This window comes from Ruegeria sp. YTSC004, from assembly GCF_059609805.1.
In genome coordinates this window covers 243281-262801 of the sequence record NZ_JBXWMJ010000008.1, presented here as the reverse complement: position 1 = coordinate 262801, position 19521 = coordinate 243281, and the positions used below count along the sequence as shown (strand labels likewise).

General features: G+C 55.6%; 15 protein-coding genes and 1 tRNA gene. 10 read left to right on the top strand and 6 right to left on the bottom strand.

The annotated features are described in order from the left end of the window. Positions 1–209: 209 nt before the first annotated feature. The 6 genes from upx to AC2FFP_RS16015 all read right to left on the bottom strand — a co-directional run bounded on the left by upx (position 210) and on the right by AC2FFP_RS16015 (position 10404). The gene (gene upx / locus AC2FFP_RS16040; protein ID WP_496881237.1) at positions 210–4022 is read right to left on the bottom strand and encodes an anti-phage protein Upx; all 3813 of its coding nucleotides are present in this window, start codon (positions 4020–4022) and stop codon (positions 210–212) included. A gap of 278 nt (positions 4023–4300) precedes the next feature. Further along, a complete protein-coding gene (locus AC2FFP_RS16035) occupies positions 4301–6103 on the bottom strand; it encodes a DUF6119 family protein (RefSeq protein WP_496881236.1) in 1803 nt (600 codons plus the stop codon). Positions 6104–6707: 604 nt separating this feature from the next. Further along, positions 6708–6784, bottom strand: a tRNA-Arg gene (locus AC2FFP_RS16030). Positions 6785–6848: 64 nt separating this feature from the next. Beyond that, on the bottom strand, positions 6849–8231 hold the full coding sequence (locus AC2FFP_RS16025) for an ATP-binding protein (RefSeq protein ID WP_496881235.1): 1383 nt from the start codon (positions 8229–8231) through the stop codon (positions 6849–6851). A gap of 18 nt (positions 8232–8249) precedes the next feature. After that, positions 8250–9668: a dihydrolipoyl dehydrogenase family protein gene (locus AC2FFP_RS16020; RefSeq protein WP_496881234.1), complete on the bottom strand. Its 1419-nt coding sequence runs from the start codon at positions 9666–9668 to the stop codon at positions 8250–8252. A gap of 4 nt (positions 9669–9672) precedes the next feature. Further along, on the bottom strand, positions 9673–10404 hold the full coding sequence (locus tag AC2FFP_RS16015) for a TVP38/TMEM64 family protein (RefSeq protein WP_432653424.1): 732 nt from the start codon (positions 10402–10404) through the stop codon (positions 9673–9675). Positions 10405–10700: 296 nt separating this feature from the next. On the opposite strand from AC2FFP_RS16015, the gene rpmH reads away from it, so the two are divergent. The 10 genes from rpmH to AC2FFP_RS15965 all read left to right on the top strand — a co-directional run bounded on the left by rpmH (position 10701) and on the right by AC2FFP_RS15965 (position 19459). Further along, a complete protein-coding gene (rpmH, locus tag AC2FFP_RS16010) occupies positions 10701–10835 on the top strand; it encodes a 50S ribosomal protein L34 (protein WP_005632162.1) in 135 nt (44 codons plus the stop codon). Positions 10836–10860: 25 nt separating this feature from the next. Next, the gene (gene rnpA / locus AC2FFP_RS16005; protein WP_496770126.1) at positions 10861–11286 is read left to right on the top strand and encodes a ribonuclease P protein component; all 426 of its coding nucleotides are present in this window, start codon (positions 10861–10863) and stop codon (positions 11284–11286) included. Beyond that, positions 11283–11522, top strand: a complete 240-nt coding sequence (gene yidD, locus AC2FFP_RS16000; protein ID WP_496881233.1) for a membrane protein insertion efficiency factor YidD — start codon at positions 11283–11285, stop codon at positions 11520–11522. The genes rnpA and yidD overlap by 4 nt, the downstream gene beginning before the upstream one ends. Before the next feature lie 76 nt (positions 11523–11598). Then, positions 11599–13215 carry an acyl-CoA dehydrogenase family protein gene (locus AC2FFP_RS15995; protein ID WP_496881232.1) on the top strand — a complete coding sequence of 539 codons (1617 nt, stop codon included), beginning with the start codon at positions 11599–11601 and terminating at the stop codon, positions 13213–13215. 44 nt (positions 13216–13259) lie between these two features. Further along, complete coding sequence (gene ttcA / locus AC2FFP_RS15990; protein ID WP_496770130.1) at positions 13260–14153, top strand: tRNA 2-thiocytidine(32) synthetase TtcA; 894 nt, start codon at positions 13260–13262, stop codon at positions 14151–14153. A gap of 71 nt (positions 14154–14224) precedes the next feature. Then, entirely contained in the window at positions 14225–15757 is a 1533-nt protein-coding gene (locus tag AC2FFP_RS15985) for a putative bifunctional diguanylate cyclase/phosphodiesterase (protein WP_496770133.1), read from the top strand. A gap of 123 nt (positions 15758–15880) precedes the next feature. Continuing rightward, the gene (gene yidC, locus AC2FFP_RS15980) at positions 15881–17710 is read left to right on the top strand and encodes a membrane protein insertase YidC (protein ID WP_496770135.1); all 1830 of its coding nucleotides are present in this window, start codon (positions 15881–15883) and stop codon (positions 17708–17710) included. Beyond that, positions 17707–18444 carry an MOSC domain-containing protein gene (locus tag AC2FFP_RS15975; protein WP_496881231.1) on the top strand — a complete coding sequence of 246 codons (738 nt, stop codon included), beginning with the start codon at positions 17707–17709 and terminating at the stop codon, positions 18442–18444. The genes yidC and AC2FFP_RS15975 overlap by 4 nt, the downstream gene beginning before the upstream one ends. Continuing rightward, positions 18441–19094 carry a ribosome biogenesis GTP-binding protein YihA/YsxC gene (gene yihA, locus AC2FFP_RS15970; protein ID WP_496770139.1) on the top strand — a complete coding sequence of 218 codons (654 nt, stop codon included), beginning with the start codon at positions 18441–18443 and terminating at the stop codon, positions 19092–19094. The genes AC2FFP_RS15975 and yihA overlap by 4 nt, the downstream gene beginning before the upstream one ends. Further along, positions 19091–19459, top strand: coding sequence for a DUF2946 domain-containing protein (locus AC2FFP_RS15965; RefSeq protein ID WP_496770144.1), 369 nt, complete (start codon positions 19091–19093; stop codon positions 19457–19459). Before yihA ends, AC2FFP_RS15965 begins: the two co-directional genes overlap by 4 nt. The last annotated feature ends 62 nt before the right edge of the window (positions 19460–19521 follow it).

Sequence of the window (19521 nt, the reverse complement as noted above, 5' to 3'; positions counted from 1 at the left end):
CTTGGCGGTTACGATGAGCCAGAAACCCTCTCTTATCAAATCTACTTAAACTGTCCCATTGGTGCTGACGTCAGACAAGCAACACGTTGTTTTTCAACAGAATCGGCGGGAACCGGGCATTCGCTGCATTTGCATTGCGAGATATGGATTGAGTTCCAAGCTGACTTTGGCGACCAAATGACATCTAGCCAGATCGAGGCTGACCTTAGTCAACTATCATCGTTCCCAATCAATTCCTCGATTGAGGCAACGCAGGTCTTTTCCAAAGCTTTAATCTTGGAGTACTGCATCGGCACAGTACCGTTACAGCACAAACATGAAGCAATCTTGACGCCATCCTTCTTTATGTAACGACCAAGCTCATTTTGATTTTTCGAAAGCAAGTCTACACGATCCAGATGGCGCTTTAGCTTGTCACGCTTGCCGTCAATTGTTTTACCTTGGTACTCCGAGAGCATAGCAGCTATCTCGGAATAGTTTCGAGCAGATTGGAGGGACTTGCATTCCACGATTAGCACGTCGTCTCGATCTTCGCGCCAAGCTAAAACGTCCACGTCACCATAGTCGATATCGAGCTTTCTGCTCAGAATTTTGGTTAAAGGTACGTTGCCTTCTACGTGCCACCCGTTCTTGGAAAGCTGTTCTTCGACGGACGCCGCAAACTGATGACCTTCGTTGGCTGATCCCCACCAGTCATTTCGCAATTCAGGGGTCTGGAAAAACGTCTGGTCCAAACTGCCGGAGTGGGCTCCATCAAAGAGATAAGCAAAACCCTTCCGCAGAGAGTAGGGCGGCACCAATAGAAGCGGATCATCCCCTTCTTCAAGTTGAACGATGGGGCGCACCACAAAGGACAGCCTGCGTCCAAATCTCCACGGATAGATATCTTTGATGTCGTATCCTTTTGGCACTCGATCCCACCTTGGTCGCGGCGCAAGGCAAAACTGATCTAGAAAGGCCTCAGCGGCGTCCTGATCCACCGAGTCGCGAACTGTAGCTTGGAAAAACTCCGATCTCTTTAGTTCAAGGGTCGGAGCCTGCTTTTCGACCGCTATGTCCTCAAGACTTCCAATGATATGGCGCGCTTGATCAAGATCGAACCCCATCTCCGCTGTCCAAAGGTCCCAAAACTCCTGATCGATTGCACCTTTCGTCTCTGGAAGAACTTCCGGCTCCTCATAGTTTTGCTTCTGTTTTGGCGCGATCTGAACAAAACGATCTCCCAAGACACGTTCCAATAGCGGTTCGACAACCATTTCACCAAAATCATTCTTGAAAAGGATATCCCCAAGCGCGGAAAGGGTTAGCTCAGGCTGAAGTGCGTTGAATCTGATTGCATCTGAAAGCCCGCCAAGGCGCACCACCAACAGCATTCTTGATATGAGTCGAGTCAACGACAGTTCGGTCGGGCGCGTTGTACCGTCGATTGGGCACATACAGACACTCATCTCCGCCAGAACTCTACTCGCAATTCCTGCTGCCGCGTAGATCGAAGTTTGGTGGACATACTTTCGAAGAACTTCCGCACTCCCGCCGTGAAGCCCCAAGACTGCTGCGGATGTTCTTCTCCAGTGATCCTCTTCTGCGTGTGCCTTTTCGATGTTAACAACGAGAAGGTTCAATACCTCGCGTCTCGGGAGCGTTTCCAGTTCTTTCTGGATGTCGGCTATCAGGAAGTCGACCACCTCGTTGAGAAACGAGTTGCACTCCTTCCGACCTTCCACCTTCGAACCATCCGCGGGGTCTCTCACGCGCCAAGCCAAACCAAGCTTGGTAATGCCATCGTCAATTTCGTCCACCGAAATCACTTCTTTCGGTAGAAGTTGGCGGACGTAATCCATGAACCCTTGCGCTTGGAAGAGATGGAAACTTCTTGCATCATCATTTGGGACAACGGCGTTCTCGAAGTCATCGAGGATCCCATCGGGGATCGCTCCCAACATAATCTCAAGAATCCCGGTCAGCATCCCTCTAACTACGATTCGCTCGGCAATGTTCTCGGCTACTCTGAACCCATCAATGAAGCCTGAATCGAAAGTCGCCGTGGCACGTCGCCCTTCTTCAAGCACCTCGACATGGCACAATGTCTGCAATTCAGCGCGATCTGGTTTGGGCTTGTCACCTTCAGGAGTCAAAGAGTCCAAGAAAACTAGGTTAATTCGCAGAGGGTCAGTAGTGACTTCGTCTTCGAGCTCGCTTTCGATGACGGACCCAATCCGGTGCAACCATTCGTTGGCCATTTCCCAAAGTCTGTACTCAACGTTCTTATCGACCATGTTGGGAGTGCCGATGCTAAGCCAAATTTGCGCTCTACCTTCATAGAAAGATGTAAGCGTGCCATTGCGCACATCTGTCATGGATGCATAGAGCTTTTTGGACGCCTCACTTTTAAAAAACGGGTCTGGAGACGGCCTCTGCACGACGTGCCGTTCTCCAGTTTCATCGTTAGCGCCGTGCTTGTCGTACCCACTGTCTGCTTCTGCTCTGACACTTCTGAGCATATTCAGCGGCGGGTTTAGCATCAAAGGCCGATCTGGCGTGATGGGGTCCGGCGGCAATTGTGCATGAGGGACGAAATGGCCGTCGTTGCGTCGCACCCAACCTATGAGATTGAGAACTCCGTTAGGATTGATGATCTCAACGCCGCGCCGCTCAACCGCAGACAGGCCGTCTTGAATACGCCAGAAGTACTCCGGCTTCATATCTGCCATCCAACTGACCCGAACGAGATCAGCAATCGAGATGGACTCGAAATGCCAGTTTTCTCGTTGGACATCTATTTGTCGCGTCGCGTAGCCCATGCCCCATCCGCTTCCAACTAGCAGCGTCATGCCTGCTTGAAAGCCTTCTTCCTTCTCGAAGCGATCCATCGACCGAAGCATGTCTTCTTGTAGAGCTTCAGTGAGACAACCATCGTCCTCAAAAAAACCTGCGAAGCCGCCATTTGCATGTGTTCGAATGCTAGGCAGGAAAAAGTGCAGGGATATGAAGTGCCCCTCATCGAATTGAAAGCCAAATGCGGAAACTTGGTGTTGATTTACTTTGCGCCAGTGCATAGGCGCATTTCTTGGCCCACCGAGCAATTGTGTGTCGTGGAGCAAAGCCGAAAACCTGTTGGCCAACATCTTGTCAAAAGCGTCTTCCAGCCCGTTGCCGACGATCGTTTCAATCACGTAGTCTCGCATGGCGATGGACAGACAGGTTGGAAGAACGACGGTCACGGCCTCACGGTCAAGAATCGCGAGAGGCTTTAGGTGCAAAACCGTCTGCGAGGCGCGATGCTTGCCAATTTCGTCTTTCCATTCCGGATCAACCAAAAAAGGCTCAATGTCGTCCGGCTTAACACCCCGCGCATCCAGAGCTTCGAACGTAACCCGCACAGTTTCTATGAGGGCATTTCGCCCTGGAAGGTGACGGCTCGACAGCACTCTTTGCGGCTCGTCCTCACCTGTTTGATAACGTGAAATGCCTGCTCTTTCGCATACAATCTCAGAAATAGTTAGTATTGCATCGACGCTTCTCTTAATGCTTGCCCAGTGGCCATTATCCGGCATCGTCTGAACGACGTCGTAGATTACTTGGGTATAAAAGCCTGCGGACTCCCAGAGTCCTTCGAGAAGGCGATAGTCGGCAGTACTTCCAATCACTAGAGACGCAAAAACGTCTTCGGCTGGATCCTCTCCAAATGCGGTTCGGGATTTTCCAATCGCATGAAACCAACGCACAGCTTGGCCGATTTGGGCCTTCTTTTTACCTTTGCAGCACCTCCAAGCCAAAACAGCGAGTAGTTCAAGCCTAAGACAGTTTGATTGATATTTTGGTATGGTCAGCAGGCTCGCAATAAGCGGGACCGCAATAATTGGGTCGTAACCGCTCAAGTCCCGAACAAGTGCTTTATTCTCTTTGGCGACATCGTCTAGGGTCACTGCAAGAGACGACCACTTTTGCTGTGCCGCAAATAGCTCTTGCATCTTGGCGATCGCCTCTTCGGGCGTAAATCCCGTCTCTTGTTCATTAACCATAGTGAAACCATCGCTGTTATTCGTCGCGACGACCCTTAATGCCGCTCAACCTCAGGGTTGCATGATGTTAAATAGGAGTCACGCAGTGACTGCACTCCCGCCATTTGGTCAAACCGGCTGCAGAGCTCCGCCTTATCCCCAAACCTTCCCAAACCCTTGATGTCGAACAATGTCTGCTATCGGAATCCTGCGCTGCTGCGATGATGGTCGCGCCAAACGGCAGCTCTGGGCCGCGACAGCTACAGCCTCGATTTCGACTTGTTGCGAGAATCCGCGCTTTACTCATCCTCTGCCGCTTCGGCATCTGTTGCAGGTTTTTGGATTAGTTCAATTGCGACAGGTATACCGAACTCGTCAAGGCGCCTGACTGCAGCTTGAAGGCTGACTTTTGAGAAAAATGGAAGACCCAGTGTGCCGTCTCTGTATGGTTTACGCATGATGCCGTACACCACTTTGAAATCTGTGCGGACTGGCTTGTGAGCCGCCAATGGAAGTAGGTCTTCAAATGCAGTGCCACATGCCTTCTTATCGCTTTCGCTTTTGACAATCCGGCGAAGTTTAACCTTGAAATCATGATCGGATACAAATGCCTCAGCGCTTACAACACCTTGAGACCAAAGATGGCTAATTGAGCCCGAAGAGTGGCCATCTTTGAGGTGGATGAATTCCCGATTTGCTGAAAAGAAATCGCAAGGCTCCAAATTACCGTACCTAACACCTTTCGGGTTTATTTTTTGTTGATCCAATTTCAGAAGATCGTCACGGCTATCAACTAAGTTGGCAATTAAGTCCCGTTCGTTCAGGCAGGTTGTTGGCCCAACAATATTGACCTTTTCAAGCTCGTCATAGGCTTTGTCCACTTCCGTCTTGAAGTCTTGGTCAACACAATACCAAGCTCCCGCAAACAGCACATAGTGTTTCTGCTGCTCGCCGTCTCCCAAAGCCGTTTCGAATATGAAGCAATCGTAGACTTTCCACTTTTGATCGAACTTTTCATCGTTATCCTTCTTGGCTGCAATATAGTGTTTCTCCTTGAGCTCAATGACTTCGCCTTCGAACGCACACCTTTCGAGTTCGGCAACGTAATCTTCAATTGAAAGGCTTTCAAAATGGGCCCCTTGGCCGCCAAAACCATTATAATGTAGTTGGTTCCCTTCCGTGTAGTCTACGATCTCCGGTGGCGACATGTGGAGGTCAGCATTCTTGCCAGAGCGCATTTGGGTTAAGGCATCAAACAGCTTCGCGTCCAACTGAGAAGTAACATCCTTCTCGGCAACAATTTGCATCCGATCTACCCAAGAAAAGTCGTCTTTGTAGTCCTCGCGCTCATACATCGCCAGAACGCGGTTGCATAATCCCTGAATGTCACCCGGCTGATCTTTAGTGATGATCTTCAATGCGTCTTTGCCAGCGGCAAATTGGGCAAAGTCTGCGTCACTTGGAGTTCCCGCAGCTACTCTTGCCAAATCTCGATACATATCCACACCAAAAGCTTGTAGGTCGCTGTCTTTGCTCGTTTGCACCCGCTTTTGAACTGTCACAGCGTCGGGCGTCGCAGTATCCAAGCTTCGGAGGTGTTCGCGCGAAACTGAATTGAGAACAACTTTCAATCCAAATTGCCTGACAAATGCGTCGTCATTTAAGGCGATATGCACATGACCGAAGCAAATTGCTAAAGTTCTTTCGCCGCTTGGGACAAAAATCACAGCGCCAGCGCCACTAGCGAAAAGGTCACCAGGTAGATCAGGGCTGTGAACGCGAAGAAAGTCAGTCCATCCAGGGGGATTGCTGAATATTTGACCAATATAGAGAGACGCGCCGTCAATACCTGCCCATTGTCGTTGAACAAGTTCACGCGCTTCGCCAGGGGCAAAGCTTGGACCAAAGGCGGTTGCAGCGGTTCGCCCAGACCGAAGCAAACGGATATTAAAGTGATGGTGCTTAACTCGTGGCAATGGAGAATCCCTAAAAGTCTGAGGATACATGCGATGGTTGAGAACACAACGGAAGGTTGTGGTGTTTCCTGCATGATACCATTTGAGTTCGCGAGGAAAATTCAGATTGCGGAGTTCAAGTTGCAAGCGTCTCGTCGATATACATCGGAAACGATATGCAGGTCACGAGCGTCCGCTTTGCGAAATCCGCACCTCAGCGACAGAAGAGCGGTCGGATGTCGGCTTTGGGCCGACTGTCACTTTTGCGGTATGACAGAATTTAACAATCGCCGATGGTGGCGGGTCATCCTCCCCGCCGACTTCCTTTCCTAGGTCAGCGGGATTTGGACAAGCCAAACACCTCTGGCCGTCAGGGTGAGGGCGCAGCCCTCCCCCTCGGGCAACCCTATTAGACAGGGCCGTGTCCTCGGCTGCGCCTCCGGTCCGCACCACCCCTGTCGAATAGCATTGCCTCGCCCCCTCCCGCGTTCGCCACGTGGCAGATCAGCAGGAACAGGCAGCTTCGCTGTCTGATCTGCAAATCAGCCCTGATTTTCCAAAAGGGAAGTCAGATCAAACAAAATCTTTGCGGGAGTATCAAAATGGGGATTCTGGATCAGTTTAAGACGCAAAGGTCAATTTCAACTTATGGCCAACATCGTGGGGTGCCTTCCGATGTCGAACTTTCACCCGTTTCTGGTCCAACTGTGACGGTTGGGTCAGGTTCGTGTGACGTTCAACAGTAAACCAGTGGCGGACCGAGGAGGATTCGAACCCCCGACCCCTTGATTCGTAGTCAAGTACTCTATCCAGCTGAGCTATCGGTCCGCGTTGGTGAGGCGGTATTTAGACCCGGTGTTCGGGACACGCAAGTCGATTCTTCAAAAAGTTTTCAAAAAGTCCCATCGCCCCGCGGAAGCCTGATTTCAAAGGTCGTCCCCTCGGGCCCGCTATGGGCCAATATCAGGTCCCCGCCGTGCCCACGCACCAGTTCCTGCGAGATGGCAAGCCCCAGCCCAGAGCCTCCCTTACGCACCCCGCCCTGAAATGGCGTAAACAGGTTCTCGCGTGCTTTGGGCGGCAATCCAGGTCCGTTATCCCTGATCTCAACACACCAATCGTCTTTATACTCGCAGCCGGCGATCGTGATGTTTCCCGGCGTCCCGGATGCCACCAGGGCCTGCCGTGCATTGCGCACAAGGTTCATCATGACACGGAATATCTGCTCAGGGTCTGCCCGGGCCACAAGGTCTTTGGGCACGTCGTTCACGATCTCGACGCAGGCATCCGCAACAGCCAGCTGTTCGCTGGCCACGACATCAGCCGCGATATCGTGCAAGGGTACCATTGTCAGGGTTGGCGCGGGCTCTTCCGCGCGCCCGAAGGCCAGCGTGCTTTCGCACAGTGACACCGCCCGCGTGATCGAATTCACCAGCTTGGGCGCCATACGCCTTACCAGAGGATCATCGCTGGTTTCGATCCGGTCGGTAAACAGTTGTGCCGAAGTCAGTATGTTCCGAAGATCGTGGCTCACCTTGGCCACCGCGCCGCCCAGTTGCGCCAGGCGTTCACGTTGCTTCAGGGCCTGAGTCAGTTCGGTCTGCAGCTGCTGCAACGCTTCTTCAGCCTCGCGCAGTTCTGTCACTTTGGAGTTGGGGGAGATGATTCCCCTCGCGTCTTCGGGTGCCCCTGCATAGCGCTGCATATAACCAACAACACTTTTGATCGGTTTCACCAGAACAACGCGCACGGCCAAGAACAAAAAGAACGCGGTGATAATGGAAATTACGAAAGACAGCCCCAGAATGCGCAGGCCATAATCGGTCATCGCCATTCGCAGTGGCATGCTGTCTATGGTGACTTCAATCAGCAGTCCTGCCCCTTTGACCGGCTCGCCAATAACGCGGATGACTTCGTTCTCTGTGGTGAACAGTCGCGCCAGCGCGTCGCGGATCAACACCCAAGGCCCTGCGTCGCGCAGATCGTAGGTCTTGGTGATCTGTTCCGGAATCGGCGAAGACAGCATAAGCTGGCGCACCTCATCGCGACGCAACACGACGTTATAGACACCAGCGTTGGCCAGCAGCTCGGTCTCGAGGTCTTCGGCCAGCATATCGTCAGCCAGCAGCGCCAAGGACGCGATCTGCGCGCGCTCAAGCCGGTTCAGCAGAAAGTCTTCGCGAAAGCGCGCGATGGAAGGAACAAAGATCAAAATCTCGGCCAACATCACGAAGACCGTCGTCAGGATCAGAAATCGGCCCGACAGCGAATTCAATCTGCTCTCCCTTCCTGGTCAGGGCATCCAGCGCTGGACGAACCTGACCACTTGTTTAACCGTTTGATTCTCAAACAGCCTTGGCGAGAAATAGGCACCCGCCACCCGTTTGTTAAGCTCTCCAATCGTCGGATAGGGCGAAACCATCGCAGCGATCTGCCCCATCTTCAGGTTATTGGCCAACGCAAGCGACCACAAGTTGATCAGCTCTCCGGCCTGATGCCCCACGATCGTGACCCCAACAGGCCGGCCCTTTACGACCATGACTTTAATGAACCCCTTGGTTTTCCGCTCAGAGATTGCCCGGTCGTTATGGTGATAGTCAAAGCGCGCGATTTCGATCTTGTCACCATGGTGTTCGCGGGCCTGAGCCTCGGTCAGGCCCACCTGCGCCAATTCCGGGTCGGTGTAGGTCGCCCAAGGGATATGTGCGGTTTTTGCCTTTGACGGTAAAGCAAACAAAGCGGAACGGATGATAATGCCCGCGTGATATCCAGCGACATGAGTGAATTGCAGACCACCAGCGACGTCGCCAATGGCGTAAACTCTGCGATTCGTCGTGCGCAGCGCGTCATCGACCTTGATCCCGTTGCGGGTTGGTTCAATCCCGGCAGCCTTTAAGTTCAAACGGTCTGTGTTGGCCTTACGCCCGGCGGCCAACAATAAATGAGACCCCGAATAGATCTCACCCGCCTCGGTCACAATTTCTATGGCCCCTTTGTTGTCGCGAATCTGGGCGACCATAGCCTGTTCATGAATAACCACACCTTCGGCGCGCAAGCTGTCCAGAACGACCGCGGCGGCCTCGCGGTCATCCTTGCCCAGCGCCTTCAGGCCTTCGACAACCGTGACCTTACAGCCCAGTCGGACATGCGCTTGCGCCATCTCCATCCCGATCGGTCCGCCACCAATAATCAAAAGATGTTCAGGCTTGTCGCGCAGGTCAAAGATCGTCTCATTGGTATAGAATGGCACCTGATCCAATCCCGGAATCGGAGGCACCAAAGGCGAAGAGCCCGTCGCGATCACTATGCGCCGTGCGGTGATCATGTTGTCGCCCGCCTGCACCTGTGTCGGAGAGACGAAGCTGCCGAATTCCCGGATCACATTTACGCCGAAACCTTCAAACCGTTCCTGACTGTCCATCGGCTCGATCTGAGCGATAACATCGTGAACGTGGTCTTTGGCGGCGGCGTAGTCGGCCTGCGGTACCACGTCAGCCACGCCCAGCGCGGCAGAATGTGCCTGACCGTAAGCTGCCTTGCCGCTGGCAATCAGAGCCTTGGAAGGGACGCAGCCGAAGTTGAGGCAATCGCCACCCATCTTGTGACCTTCCAGCAGAATCACATCGGCCCCCATCTGGCTGGCGCCAGCAGCGACTGACAGCCCCCCGGACCCGGCGCCAATCACCAGGATGTCGGTTTTCAATTCTTGCATGATTTCAGCGGTCCTTTCGGCCACGCAGGGATTTGATGACAATTGGCAGCGTGGCCAGCACACACAAGCCGATGATCGGGCCAATCACAAATGGTTCCCATAACAGCGATACATCAGGTGTTTCGCCCCGATCGAACACACCACCCAGCCCGACGCCGATCCATGTGTAGACGATTCCGCCCGGGATAATGCCCAGCGCGGTGGTGATCAGGAAGTTGCGGAACCTCACGCCAACCAGCGCAGGCACCAGGTTGGCCACAAAAAACGGCACAACGGGAACAAGACGCAATAGAAACAGCACCGAGATCTCATTCTCCCGCAGCCCGTCTTTCAGTTTCTTGATCGTCCCTTCCGAGGATTCAAGCCGTTTGGTCAAGGATTCGCCCAACCCCCAGCGCGCCGCCAGAAAGATTGCAGAGGCTCCGATGGTTGCCGCAAACACGTTGAATACGGTTCCGGCGAACAAGCCAAAAAGAAACCCGCCGGTCATTGACGCCACTGCGGCACCTGGCAGCGAAAACGCGACGATGACAATGTAAATGCCAACGAAAGCTGCCGCCATCGCCCAGTAGTTGGCGTCGCGCCAGGCCAATAGCGCCTCACGATTGTCGCGCAGGGTCTCAAAAGTCAGGTAGTCGCCCAGTGTGAAGAATCCCACCGCAGCGACGGCGAGAATCACCAGCAATGGAATATGCCGCGCCAACCCGTTGCGCGGTGCCTGAGTCGTTTCGCTCATAAGGCTGTCCGGTTTGTTACGTTTCATTCTGACCCCAACATGCGCTGCTTGCGCCCTACGCAACAGGGGGCTCACGCTGCCTTGATGTTTTTGGTAGGGAATGTGAGGGTTTGGGGCGATAATCCCGCTGTTTTGAAACCTTTTGCCCGACCCGATTACAGAATTGTTGCAAAAGCCGCGAAAACCCCCACCTAGGGGTTTGACTTACCACCCACTACCCAGTAGAGGACGGGCTTCGAACACCACGGGCAGGCGAATCCGCGCTGCACCCGACCGCATAGATTGGAGACGGAGCGATGAAACGCACCTATCAGCCTTCGAACCTGGTTCGCAAACGCCGCCACGGTTTCCGCGCGCGCATGGCCACTAAGGCCGGCCGCAAAATCCTGAACTCGCGCCGCGCACGCGGTCGCAAGTCGCTGAGCGCGTAGACCGCTCACCGATCAGGTTTTGAACATGACGCCGCCGGAGGCCCTCGTGGATGGTAAGAACCAGCCCGGGGAAACGCCCCCGGCGGCGTCCGTTTGCGCGCCTGAATCTTTGACCGTTCTCAGGAAACGATCTGATTTCCTTAAGGCAGCGCGTGCCCGCAGGCAGGGCACATCCTCGATGATGGTGCAGGCTCGCAAACGTACCCCGGATGAAGCAGCAGGAATTCGGGTTGGCTTTACCTGTTCCAAAAAGGTTGGCAATGCCGTAGCACGCAACCGCGCCAAACGCAGGTTGCGCGAGGCCGCCCGGGCTGTTCTGCCCGTCAATGGCAATGACGGGTGGGATTACGTCCTGATTGGTCGGGCCGAAACCACAGCCGCGCGACCCTATGAGGCACTTCTGGACGATCTGCGCTATGCGCTTCGCAAAGTGCACAACTCGCGGAAATGACTCTCTTCTCTAATATCCTGGCTATGCCCGTCAGGGCCTATCGGCTTGTATTCAGCCCTTGGGTTGGCTTCAATTGCCGATACCAGCCCACCTGCTCGGCCTATGCGCTGGAAGCACTGGAAAAGCATGGGGCCATCAAGGGAAGCTGGCTGGCGGCACGGCGGATTGGCCGATGCCATCCCTGGGGCGGTGATGGGTATGACCCCGTACCCAACCACAAGGAAGACGACAGCTGATCTTTATGACCCTCCGTCAGCCTTGACCCATTCGGACATGCGCTGAACACTTGAACCCGTACTGCCCGAGGTTCAGATGACATCCGACGCCCGCCATTCCCTGCCGACACATGACGTATTGAATCAGCCGCCTGTGCGCGGGGATTCTAACCTCTGGTCTTCAGATCCCGTCCTGCGAAACGCCGTGCATTTCCCGGGCGGTCGCGAAGCGCCTCTGGCGGCATATGGGGATACCTTGGGTCGGGTGAAAACCCGTGAGCTGGGGCGTGAGGCCAATCGGCACCTCCCCAAACTTCGATTGTTCGATCAGGGCGGTAGGCGCCTGGACGAGGTACGATTTCATCCCGCCTATCATGATATGATGCAGATCAGCCAATCTGCCGGCTATGCCGCCTTGGCCTGGGACGGTCAGTCGGGCGGCCACACGACCCACGCCGCGATGATGTATCTGGCCAGCCAGGTCGAGCCCGGCCATTGCTGCCCTTTGACCATGACCTACGCGGCCATCCCGGCGCTTGCCGCAAATGAACAGATCGCCTCCGTGTGGCGACCCAAGCTCATGGCGCGCAGCTATGATCCGGCGACGAAACCGATCGAACAAAAGGCCAGCGCCACATTGGGCATGGCAATGACCGAAAAACAGGGCGGTTCGGACGTGCGCGCCAATACCACCATCGCTACTCGAGACGGCGAGCACTGGCGTCTGCGCGGGCACAAGTGGTTCTGCTCGGCCCCCATGTCGGACGGATTTCTGACCCTTGCGCAAGCGCCGGGCGGGCTGACCTGTTTTCTCGTCCCACGCTGGCTGGACGGTGAACGCAACGCCATTCACCTGATGCGGCTCAAGGACAAGCTGGGCAACAGATCCAATGCCTCGTCCGAGATCGAATATCACGATGCACTGGCTTACCAATTAGGCGACGAAGGCGCGGGTGTTCGGACAATTATCGAGATGGTCCATCACACCCGGCTGGATACGGCCGTGGCCCCGGCAGGCCTGATGCGCGCAGCACTCATCGAGGCGCATGATTGGGTCACCCATCGCAGCGCCTTTCAGCGCCGGTTGATTGATCAGCCCTTGATGCGCGCTGTGCTGGCTGATCTCGTGTTGGATTGGGAAGGTGCCCTGACTTTGGGGATGCACGTCGCGCAAGCGTTCGACAGCCAATCCCCCGAGGATAGGGCTTTTGCCCGCATCAGTGTCGCCTTGGCCAAGTTCCTGAACAACAAGCGGTGCCCTGTCGTTGTGGTCGAGGCGATGGAGGTGTTGGGCGGCATGGGCTATGTCGAAGACACGCCCATGCCCATGCTTTATCGCGAAGCCCCTCTGAACGGCATTTGGGAGGGGTCGGGAAACGTGATCTGCCTCGATATTTTGCGAACGTTGTCCCGCGACCCGCTAGCCGCTGAGGTTCTGCAGGCTGAACTGGATTCAGCCGCGGGCAGCGACCGAGGTTACGACGTCGCTCTCAAGGCACATCGCGACCGGTGGCCCGGAATTCCCCCGGAAGGCGAGGCCCGCTGGTTTGCTGAGAACACAGCACAATTGCTAACGGCCTCTCAACTGCTGCGCCACGCGCCCCCGGCAGTTGCGGACGGCTTCATTGCAACGCGCCTGTCAGGCCACAGCGGCCGTATCCCCGGATCCGTGTCCAGGCTGGATACGGACGCCTTGCTGGCACGCCTGGGCTGACCCGGCCACTTGCCCGGTTGCCTCAACTGCTGTAGGGGCTGCGCATGTTTGACGAAGCTGACGATATCCACCCGCTCTTTGCCGGCGCGCCCTCGACCACCGAGTTCAAAAAGCTGCGCAAACGCATCGTGCGCCAGACCCGTGAGGCCATTGAGCAGTACGGGATGGTGGACGCTGCAGCGCATAACAAGGACGGAAAACCACCCCGCTGGCTGGTCTGCCTTTCGGGAGGCAAGGACAGCTATACCCTGCTGGCGATTCTGTACGAACTGAAATGGCGCGGTCTGCTGCCCGTTGATTTGCTGGCTTGCAATCTGGATCAGGGTCAACCCGGATTTCCGGCTACCGTTCTGCCCGAGTTTTTGGAACGCATGGGTGTTACGCATCGCATCGAATATCAGGACACCTATTCCATCGTCATGGACAAGGTTCCGCAGGGCCGCACCTTTTGCGCCCTGTGTTCGCGCCTGCGCCGAGGCAACCTGTACCGCATTGCGCGGGAAGAGGGATGTTCGGCCGTCGTACTGGGCCATCACCGCGACGATATCCTCGAGACTTTCTTCATGAACCTGTTCCACGGCGGGCGCTTGGCCACCATGCCGCCCAAGCTGGTGAACGAAGAAGGCGATTTGTTCGTCTTCCGCCCCCTCGCCCATGTGGCAGAGGCCGATTGCGAGAAATTCGCGACCTCGATGAACTATCCGATCATCCCCTGCGACCTCTGCGGCAGTCAGGATGGGTTGCAACGTCAGCAGGTCAAACAGATTTTGGATCAGTGGGAAAAGAACAGCCCCGGACGCCGTCAAGTGATGTTCCGGGCTCTGACAAATGCGCGTCCGTCGCATCTTTTGGACCCAAAATTGTTTGATTTTCAAAATCTTGCACTCAGTCCAAATGAAAATGACGAAAATTCGGGCGAAATTCCTCAGCTCCGTTAACGAGTGACTCAGATTGGTTTCCTAGGGTCGACCTGAGCGTTTCAAACGCAAGGTAGAGGCCCGAAGATCCGATGTGGAAACATATCTCAGTCAGCAGAATTTTTGACTCTCTTGCCATGGTGCTAAGCGGCCCGCCCGCCTTAGCCTTCGCGCCTGCGATCAGTCTGGCCGCGTATTGGATTGGTGGAGAGCAGGCATTGGTTGTCGTGGCACTTGCCCTGCCGCTTGTGTTTGCCGCGGTTTCAACCGCGCACAAGGCCAGCAACCGGGAAAAAGACGATAACGGCCTCATGTCTCTCGACAGGTTTGCCGCCGAGATGGAAACGCTGTTCGCGGAAAACCAACGCACCGGTCACGAGGCTGCCTGCATGGTTGTCGAATTGGACGGCTTTTCTGAGTGTCTTGATCTGCACGGCAATGCGGCAGGAAACCTGATGGCGGAGCAGTTCCGCGACCGCGTTCTCTCTGTCATCCGCTCACATGACATTGCCGCAGGTCTGGACCAAGGCAAGATTGCAATCGGCCTGCGCGCCGCACAGAATCTGGATCTGGAGGCTTGCATTCAGATGTCCGGGCGCATTCAGGCCGCCGTTGATGAGCCGATCATACTGAATGGAACCAGCGTTTACATGTCATGCTCTATCGGGTTTTGCCTGCAATCCACGGTGCCCGACATCACCTTTGCCGAATGGATCGATGCTGCCAACGCGGCCTTGGCCGAAGCGCAAAGAAACGGTCCTGCAACCATCCGCGCCTTTTCATCTGAAACGCAGCGGCGGGCACGCGTGCGCGCCAACCTGCGCAATGAATTTATTGCGGCCTTGGATAGTGGCGAAATCCGCCCATGGTTTCAGCCGCAGATTTCCACAGACACCGGCCACGTTACCGGGTTCGAGGCGCTTGCCCGTTGGGAACACCCGCAGAAAGGCGTGTTGGGACCGCTGGTTTTCCTGCCTTTTGCCGAACAAGCCGATCTGATGGAACGCTTGGGCCAGGTGATGCGCCATCACGCTTTCGCCGCCATGCACCAGTGGAACCGTGCCGGTGTCATCGTGCCCCGGATTGGCGTAAATTTCTCATCAGAGGAATTGCGCGACCCGGCGTTGATCGACCGTCTGAAATGGGAGCTGGATCAAAATGACCTGACGCCCGACAGATTGACCGTCGAGATTCTTGAAACAGTGTTTTCCAGGCGGCCCGATGACGTGATCACCCGCAACGTGATAAGCATGTCCGAGCTCGGCTGCTACATTGACCTCGATGATTTTGGCACCGGCCACGCCTCCATTGCGTCGATCAAACGCTTTGACGTCTCACGCATTAAAATCGATCGGTCCTTCGTGGCAAAGGCGGATCGGGACGCAAGCCAGCAGCAGTTGGTCAGCGCGATTTTGACCATGGCGGAACGGCTGAATGTCGAAACTCTGGCCGAGGGGGTCGAGACACAAGGCGAACATGCCCTCATGGCGCAACTGGGCTGCGACCACGTGCAGGGGTTTGGAATTGGCAGACCCATGCCCTTTGAAAAGACGTTGGACTGGATGGCCGCACATCAAAACAAACTCAACGGAATGCCAAAAATCGGGCGTCAGGCACGTCCTTAGGCGCGAATTAACGCCACAGAACCCCAATCGGTGATGAATTACAGGGCGATTCCGCTTGACCTTTGGGCCCGCACTCTGTTGAACCCAGCGGGTGTCTTTCACTGCTTAAGGTGGCTGTCCCCGATGGACGATCAGAACAAGAACCTCATCCTCGCAACCGCGCTCAGCTTTCTCGTGATCCTGGTTTGGTTCGTGCTGTTTCCACCTCCCGAGCCGACGACCGCACCGGAATCTGCCGAGATCAGCGCAACTGATGGTACAGACGTTCAGACCCCAAGCGCTGCTGGCACCAACACAGTTGGTGAAGCAACCGCAGACGCCACCGAGATTGAGCCCGATGCCCAAGCACCTCGGGTCGAGATTGAAACACCGCGCCTGAAAGGCAGCCTATCCCTGTCCGGCGGTCGCATCGATGAGTTGTTCCTGAAAGACTACAAAGTTTCGATAGAAGAAGGCGCACCCATTGTTGAGCTGCTGTCGCCCGTTGGTTCAGAATCGGCTTACTATGCCTTGTACGGATGGGCACCGGGCGCAGGTGTTGCTGGCGCTGACGTCCCCGGCCCTAATACGCTGTGGACCGTCGAAGACGGCGAAACCCTGGGGGTCGATACTCCGGTCACTCTGAAATGGGACAACGGCAAGGGCTTGACATTCCGTCGCAACATTGCAGTGGACCAGGACTATATGTTCACCGTCACCCAGTCGGTTGAGAACAATACCCAGGCCGAGGTCGGTATGGCCCCATACGGCATCCTGGCCCGTCACGGCATGGGTGAAGACGGCGACCTGCCCGATCTGAAGAACTTCTTCATCCTGCATGAAGGCGTTATGGTCATGGCTGACGGCGTTCTAGACGAGATCGACTATGGCGATGTGCGCGACTTTGACATTGACCCGAATGAACGTGCGCAGGCCGAAGTTTTCCAGATCAAGGAAGGCGGCTGGGTCGGCTTTACCGATCACTACTGGATGACCACTCTGATCCCTGCAGAGGGATCTGCTTTCAAGGCTGCAGCAAAATACGACGCGCGCCGCAAGATCTATCAGACCGAAACGGTTCTGCCGACGCTGACTGTTGCGCCCGGAGCAACTGAAGAAGTCACCACCCAACTGTTCGCGGGTGCCAAAGAATGGGAAACCATCCGCGAGTATCAGGCTGACGGTGTACAGAAGTTCGTCGACAGCATCGACTGGGGTTGGTTCTATTTCCTGACAAAACCGATCTTCTGGCTGCTGCACAACATCAACGCCCTGATCGGAAACATGGGTTGGTCGATCATTGGCCTGACGCTGATCATCAAGGCGATCCTGTTCCCGCTGGCGTACAAGTCCTACGTCTCGATGGCGAAGATGAAAGAGCTTCAGCCGCAGATGGAGGCTATGAAAGAAGCCGCAGGCGACGATCGCCAAAAGATGCAGCAGGGCATGATGGAGCTGTACAAGAAGGAAAAGGTAAACCCGGCTGCGGGCTGTTTGCCGATCCTTTTGCAGATCCCGATCTTCTTCTCACTGTACAAGGTGATCTTCGTCACCATCGAACTGCGTCAGGCCCCTTGGTTTGGCCCGTTCCAGGACCTCAGCGCACCTGATCCGACCTCGATCATGAACCTGTTTGGATTGCTGCCCTTTGCCGGTCCGCAGCCCGAAACCTTCATGGCGCTGATCTTCATCGGTATCCTGCCGTTGCTGTTGGGGATCTCGATGTGGTTGCAGCAAAAGCTGAACCCGGCACCAACTGACCCGACTCAGGCGATGATCTTTGCCTGGATGCCTTGGGTGTTCATGTTCATGTTGGGCAGCTTTGCAAGCGGGCTGGTCGTTTACTGGATCGCGAACAACACGATCACGTTCACGCAGCAATACCTGATCATGCGCAGTCAGGGTTATAAGCCTGACGTGTTCGGCAACATCAAATCCGGCTTCAAGCGGACGCCCAAAACGGACGACAAATGAATGCTGAGGTAACCCATATCTGGCGGCATCCGATCAAAAGTCATGGTCGCGAAGCCCTCCAGACCGTTTCAATGACCCCCGGGCAGACCATGCCCGGGGATCGCGTTTGGGCGGTCGCGCATGAGGCGTCGAAGGCGGATGGTTCTCAATGGGTGCCTTGCGCCAATTTCAGTCGCGGGGCGAAAGCACCGCAACTGATGGCTATCTCGGCCCGGCTGAATAACGACACGATAACTCTGACACATCCGGATCGTCCGGATCTGACCTTTGATCCGGATGGGGAACAGCAGGTCTTTTTGGACTGGGTCCAGCCGTTGATGCCTGCGGATCGGGCGGCGTCAGCCCGGATCATCCGAGTGCCGGGTCGCGGCATGACTGACAGCGATTACCCTTCGATCAGCCTGTGCAACATGGCATCGCACCGCGCGGTCGGGCAAAAGCTTGGCAGCGATCTGTCGATCCAGCGCTGGCGTGGCAACATCTGGTTCGACGGTCTGCCCCTGTGGGAAGAATTCGACTGGCTGGATCGCGAAGTACAAATCGGTGAGGCCGTGTTCCATGTCAAAGAACGCATCAGACGCTGTTTGGCGACAACGGCAAATCCGAAAACCGGCGTGCGCGATGCGGATACGCTGGGCACATTGAACAGCTGGGGCCATCAAGATTTCGGCGTTTACGCCGAGGTTGTCCGAGGCGGCGCAATTTCAGTTGGCGATAAGGTTCATCCGTTATGAGCACCCTACCCTTCCCACTGGTCGAAGACCCGGACAAGTTCGCGCTGGAACGTGGTCGAAAATTGTTCGCGGGACAATCCGAGTTTGTCAAAGGCGTGGTCGCCATGAACGGCCTGCCGACCCCTGACCGGCTTGAGGTCTGCTTTGCCGGACGTTCAAACGTAGGAAAGTCCAGCCTGATCAATGCGCTGACCGGCTCCAAGGGTCTGGCACGCGCGTCCAACACTCCGGGCCGCACGCAAGAGATCAACTTTTTCACACAAGGTCCCGAGCTTTATCTGGTTGACCTGCCCGGATACGGCTACGCCAACGCCCCGGTGAAGGTCGTTGAAAAATGGCAACGGCTGCTGAAACAGTATCTAAGCGGCCGCCAGACTCTGCGCCGGGCCTTTGTCCTGATTGACTCGCGTCATGGTGTGAAGCCGGTCGACGCCGAAATCATGAAGCTGCTGGATTCCAGCGCTGTTACTTTTCAATGCGTGATGACCAAGGCGGACAAGGTCAAGGCCAATGACCGGCAGAAGGTGTTGGATCAGGTACGCGGCGCATTGTCCAAGCACCCGGCGGCATATCCGGAAATCGTGCTGACGTCGGCCGAAAAGGGTGACGGTATTCCAACCCTTCGTTCGATCATCGCACATCTGGAATGATCCGGATCGGCCGCACTTTCCCAATCCTTACATTGCTGGCAGTTGTGCTGACCGGCATGATCCCGCAGGGCTGGATGCCCGCGATGGGTAATGATGGGAAAGTGCTGCTGGTGATCTGTACTGGCGATGGAACAGTCGAACAATGGGTTGACCTGAACCCCGGCGATCCTGTGCACGACGACACGGATTCGCGCGCAATGTGCCCATTCGCGGGTCTAACGGCGGATACACACCTGCCGTCAGTCGGTGAGATTGTCCCTTTTGCGGTGAAAATCCAGCCACGCTGGATCCATCGTGATTTCACCCATCGCAGTGCCGGGTTCTACGCCCGCTATGATGCGCGGGGGCCACCCTTCTTCTCCTGATTCACCTCAACACTTTTGAACCCGTGCGCGCGCTGCGCGGGGCAGTAGTCGAATCCGGAGAA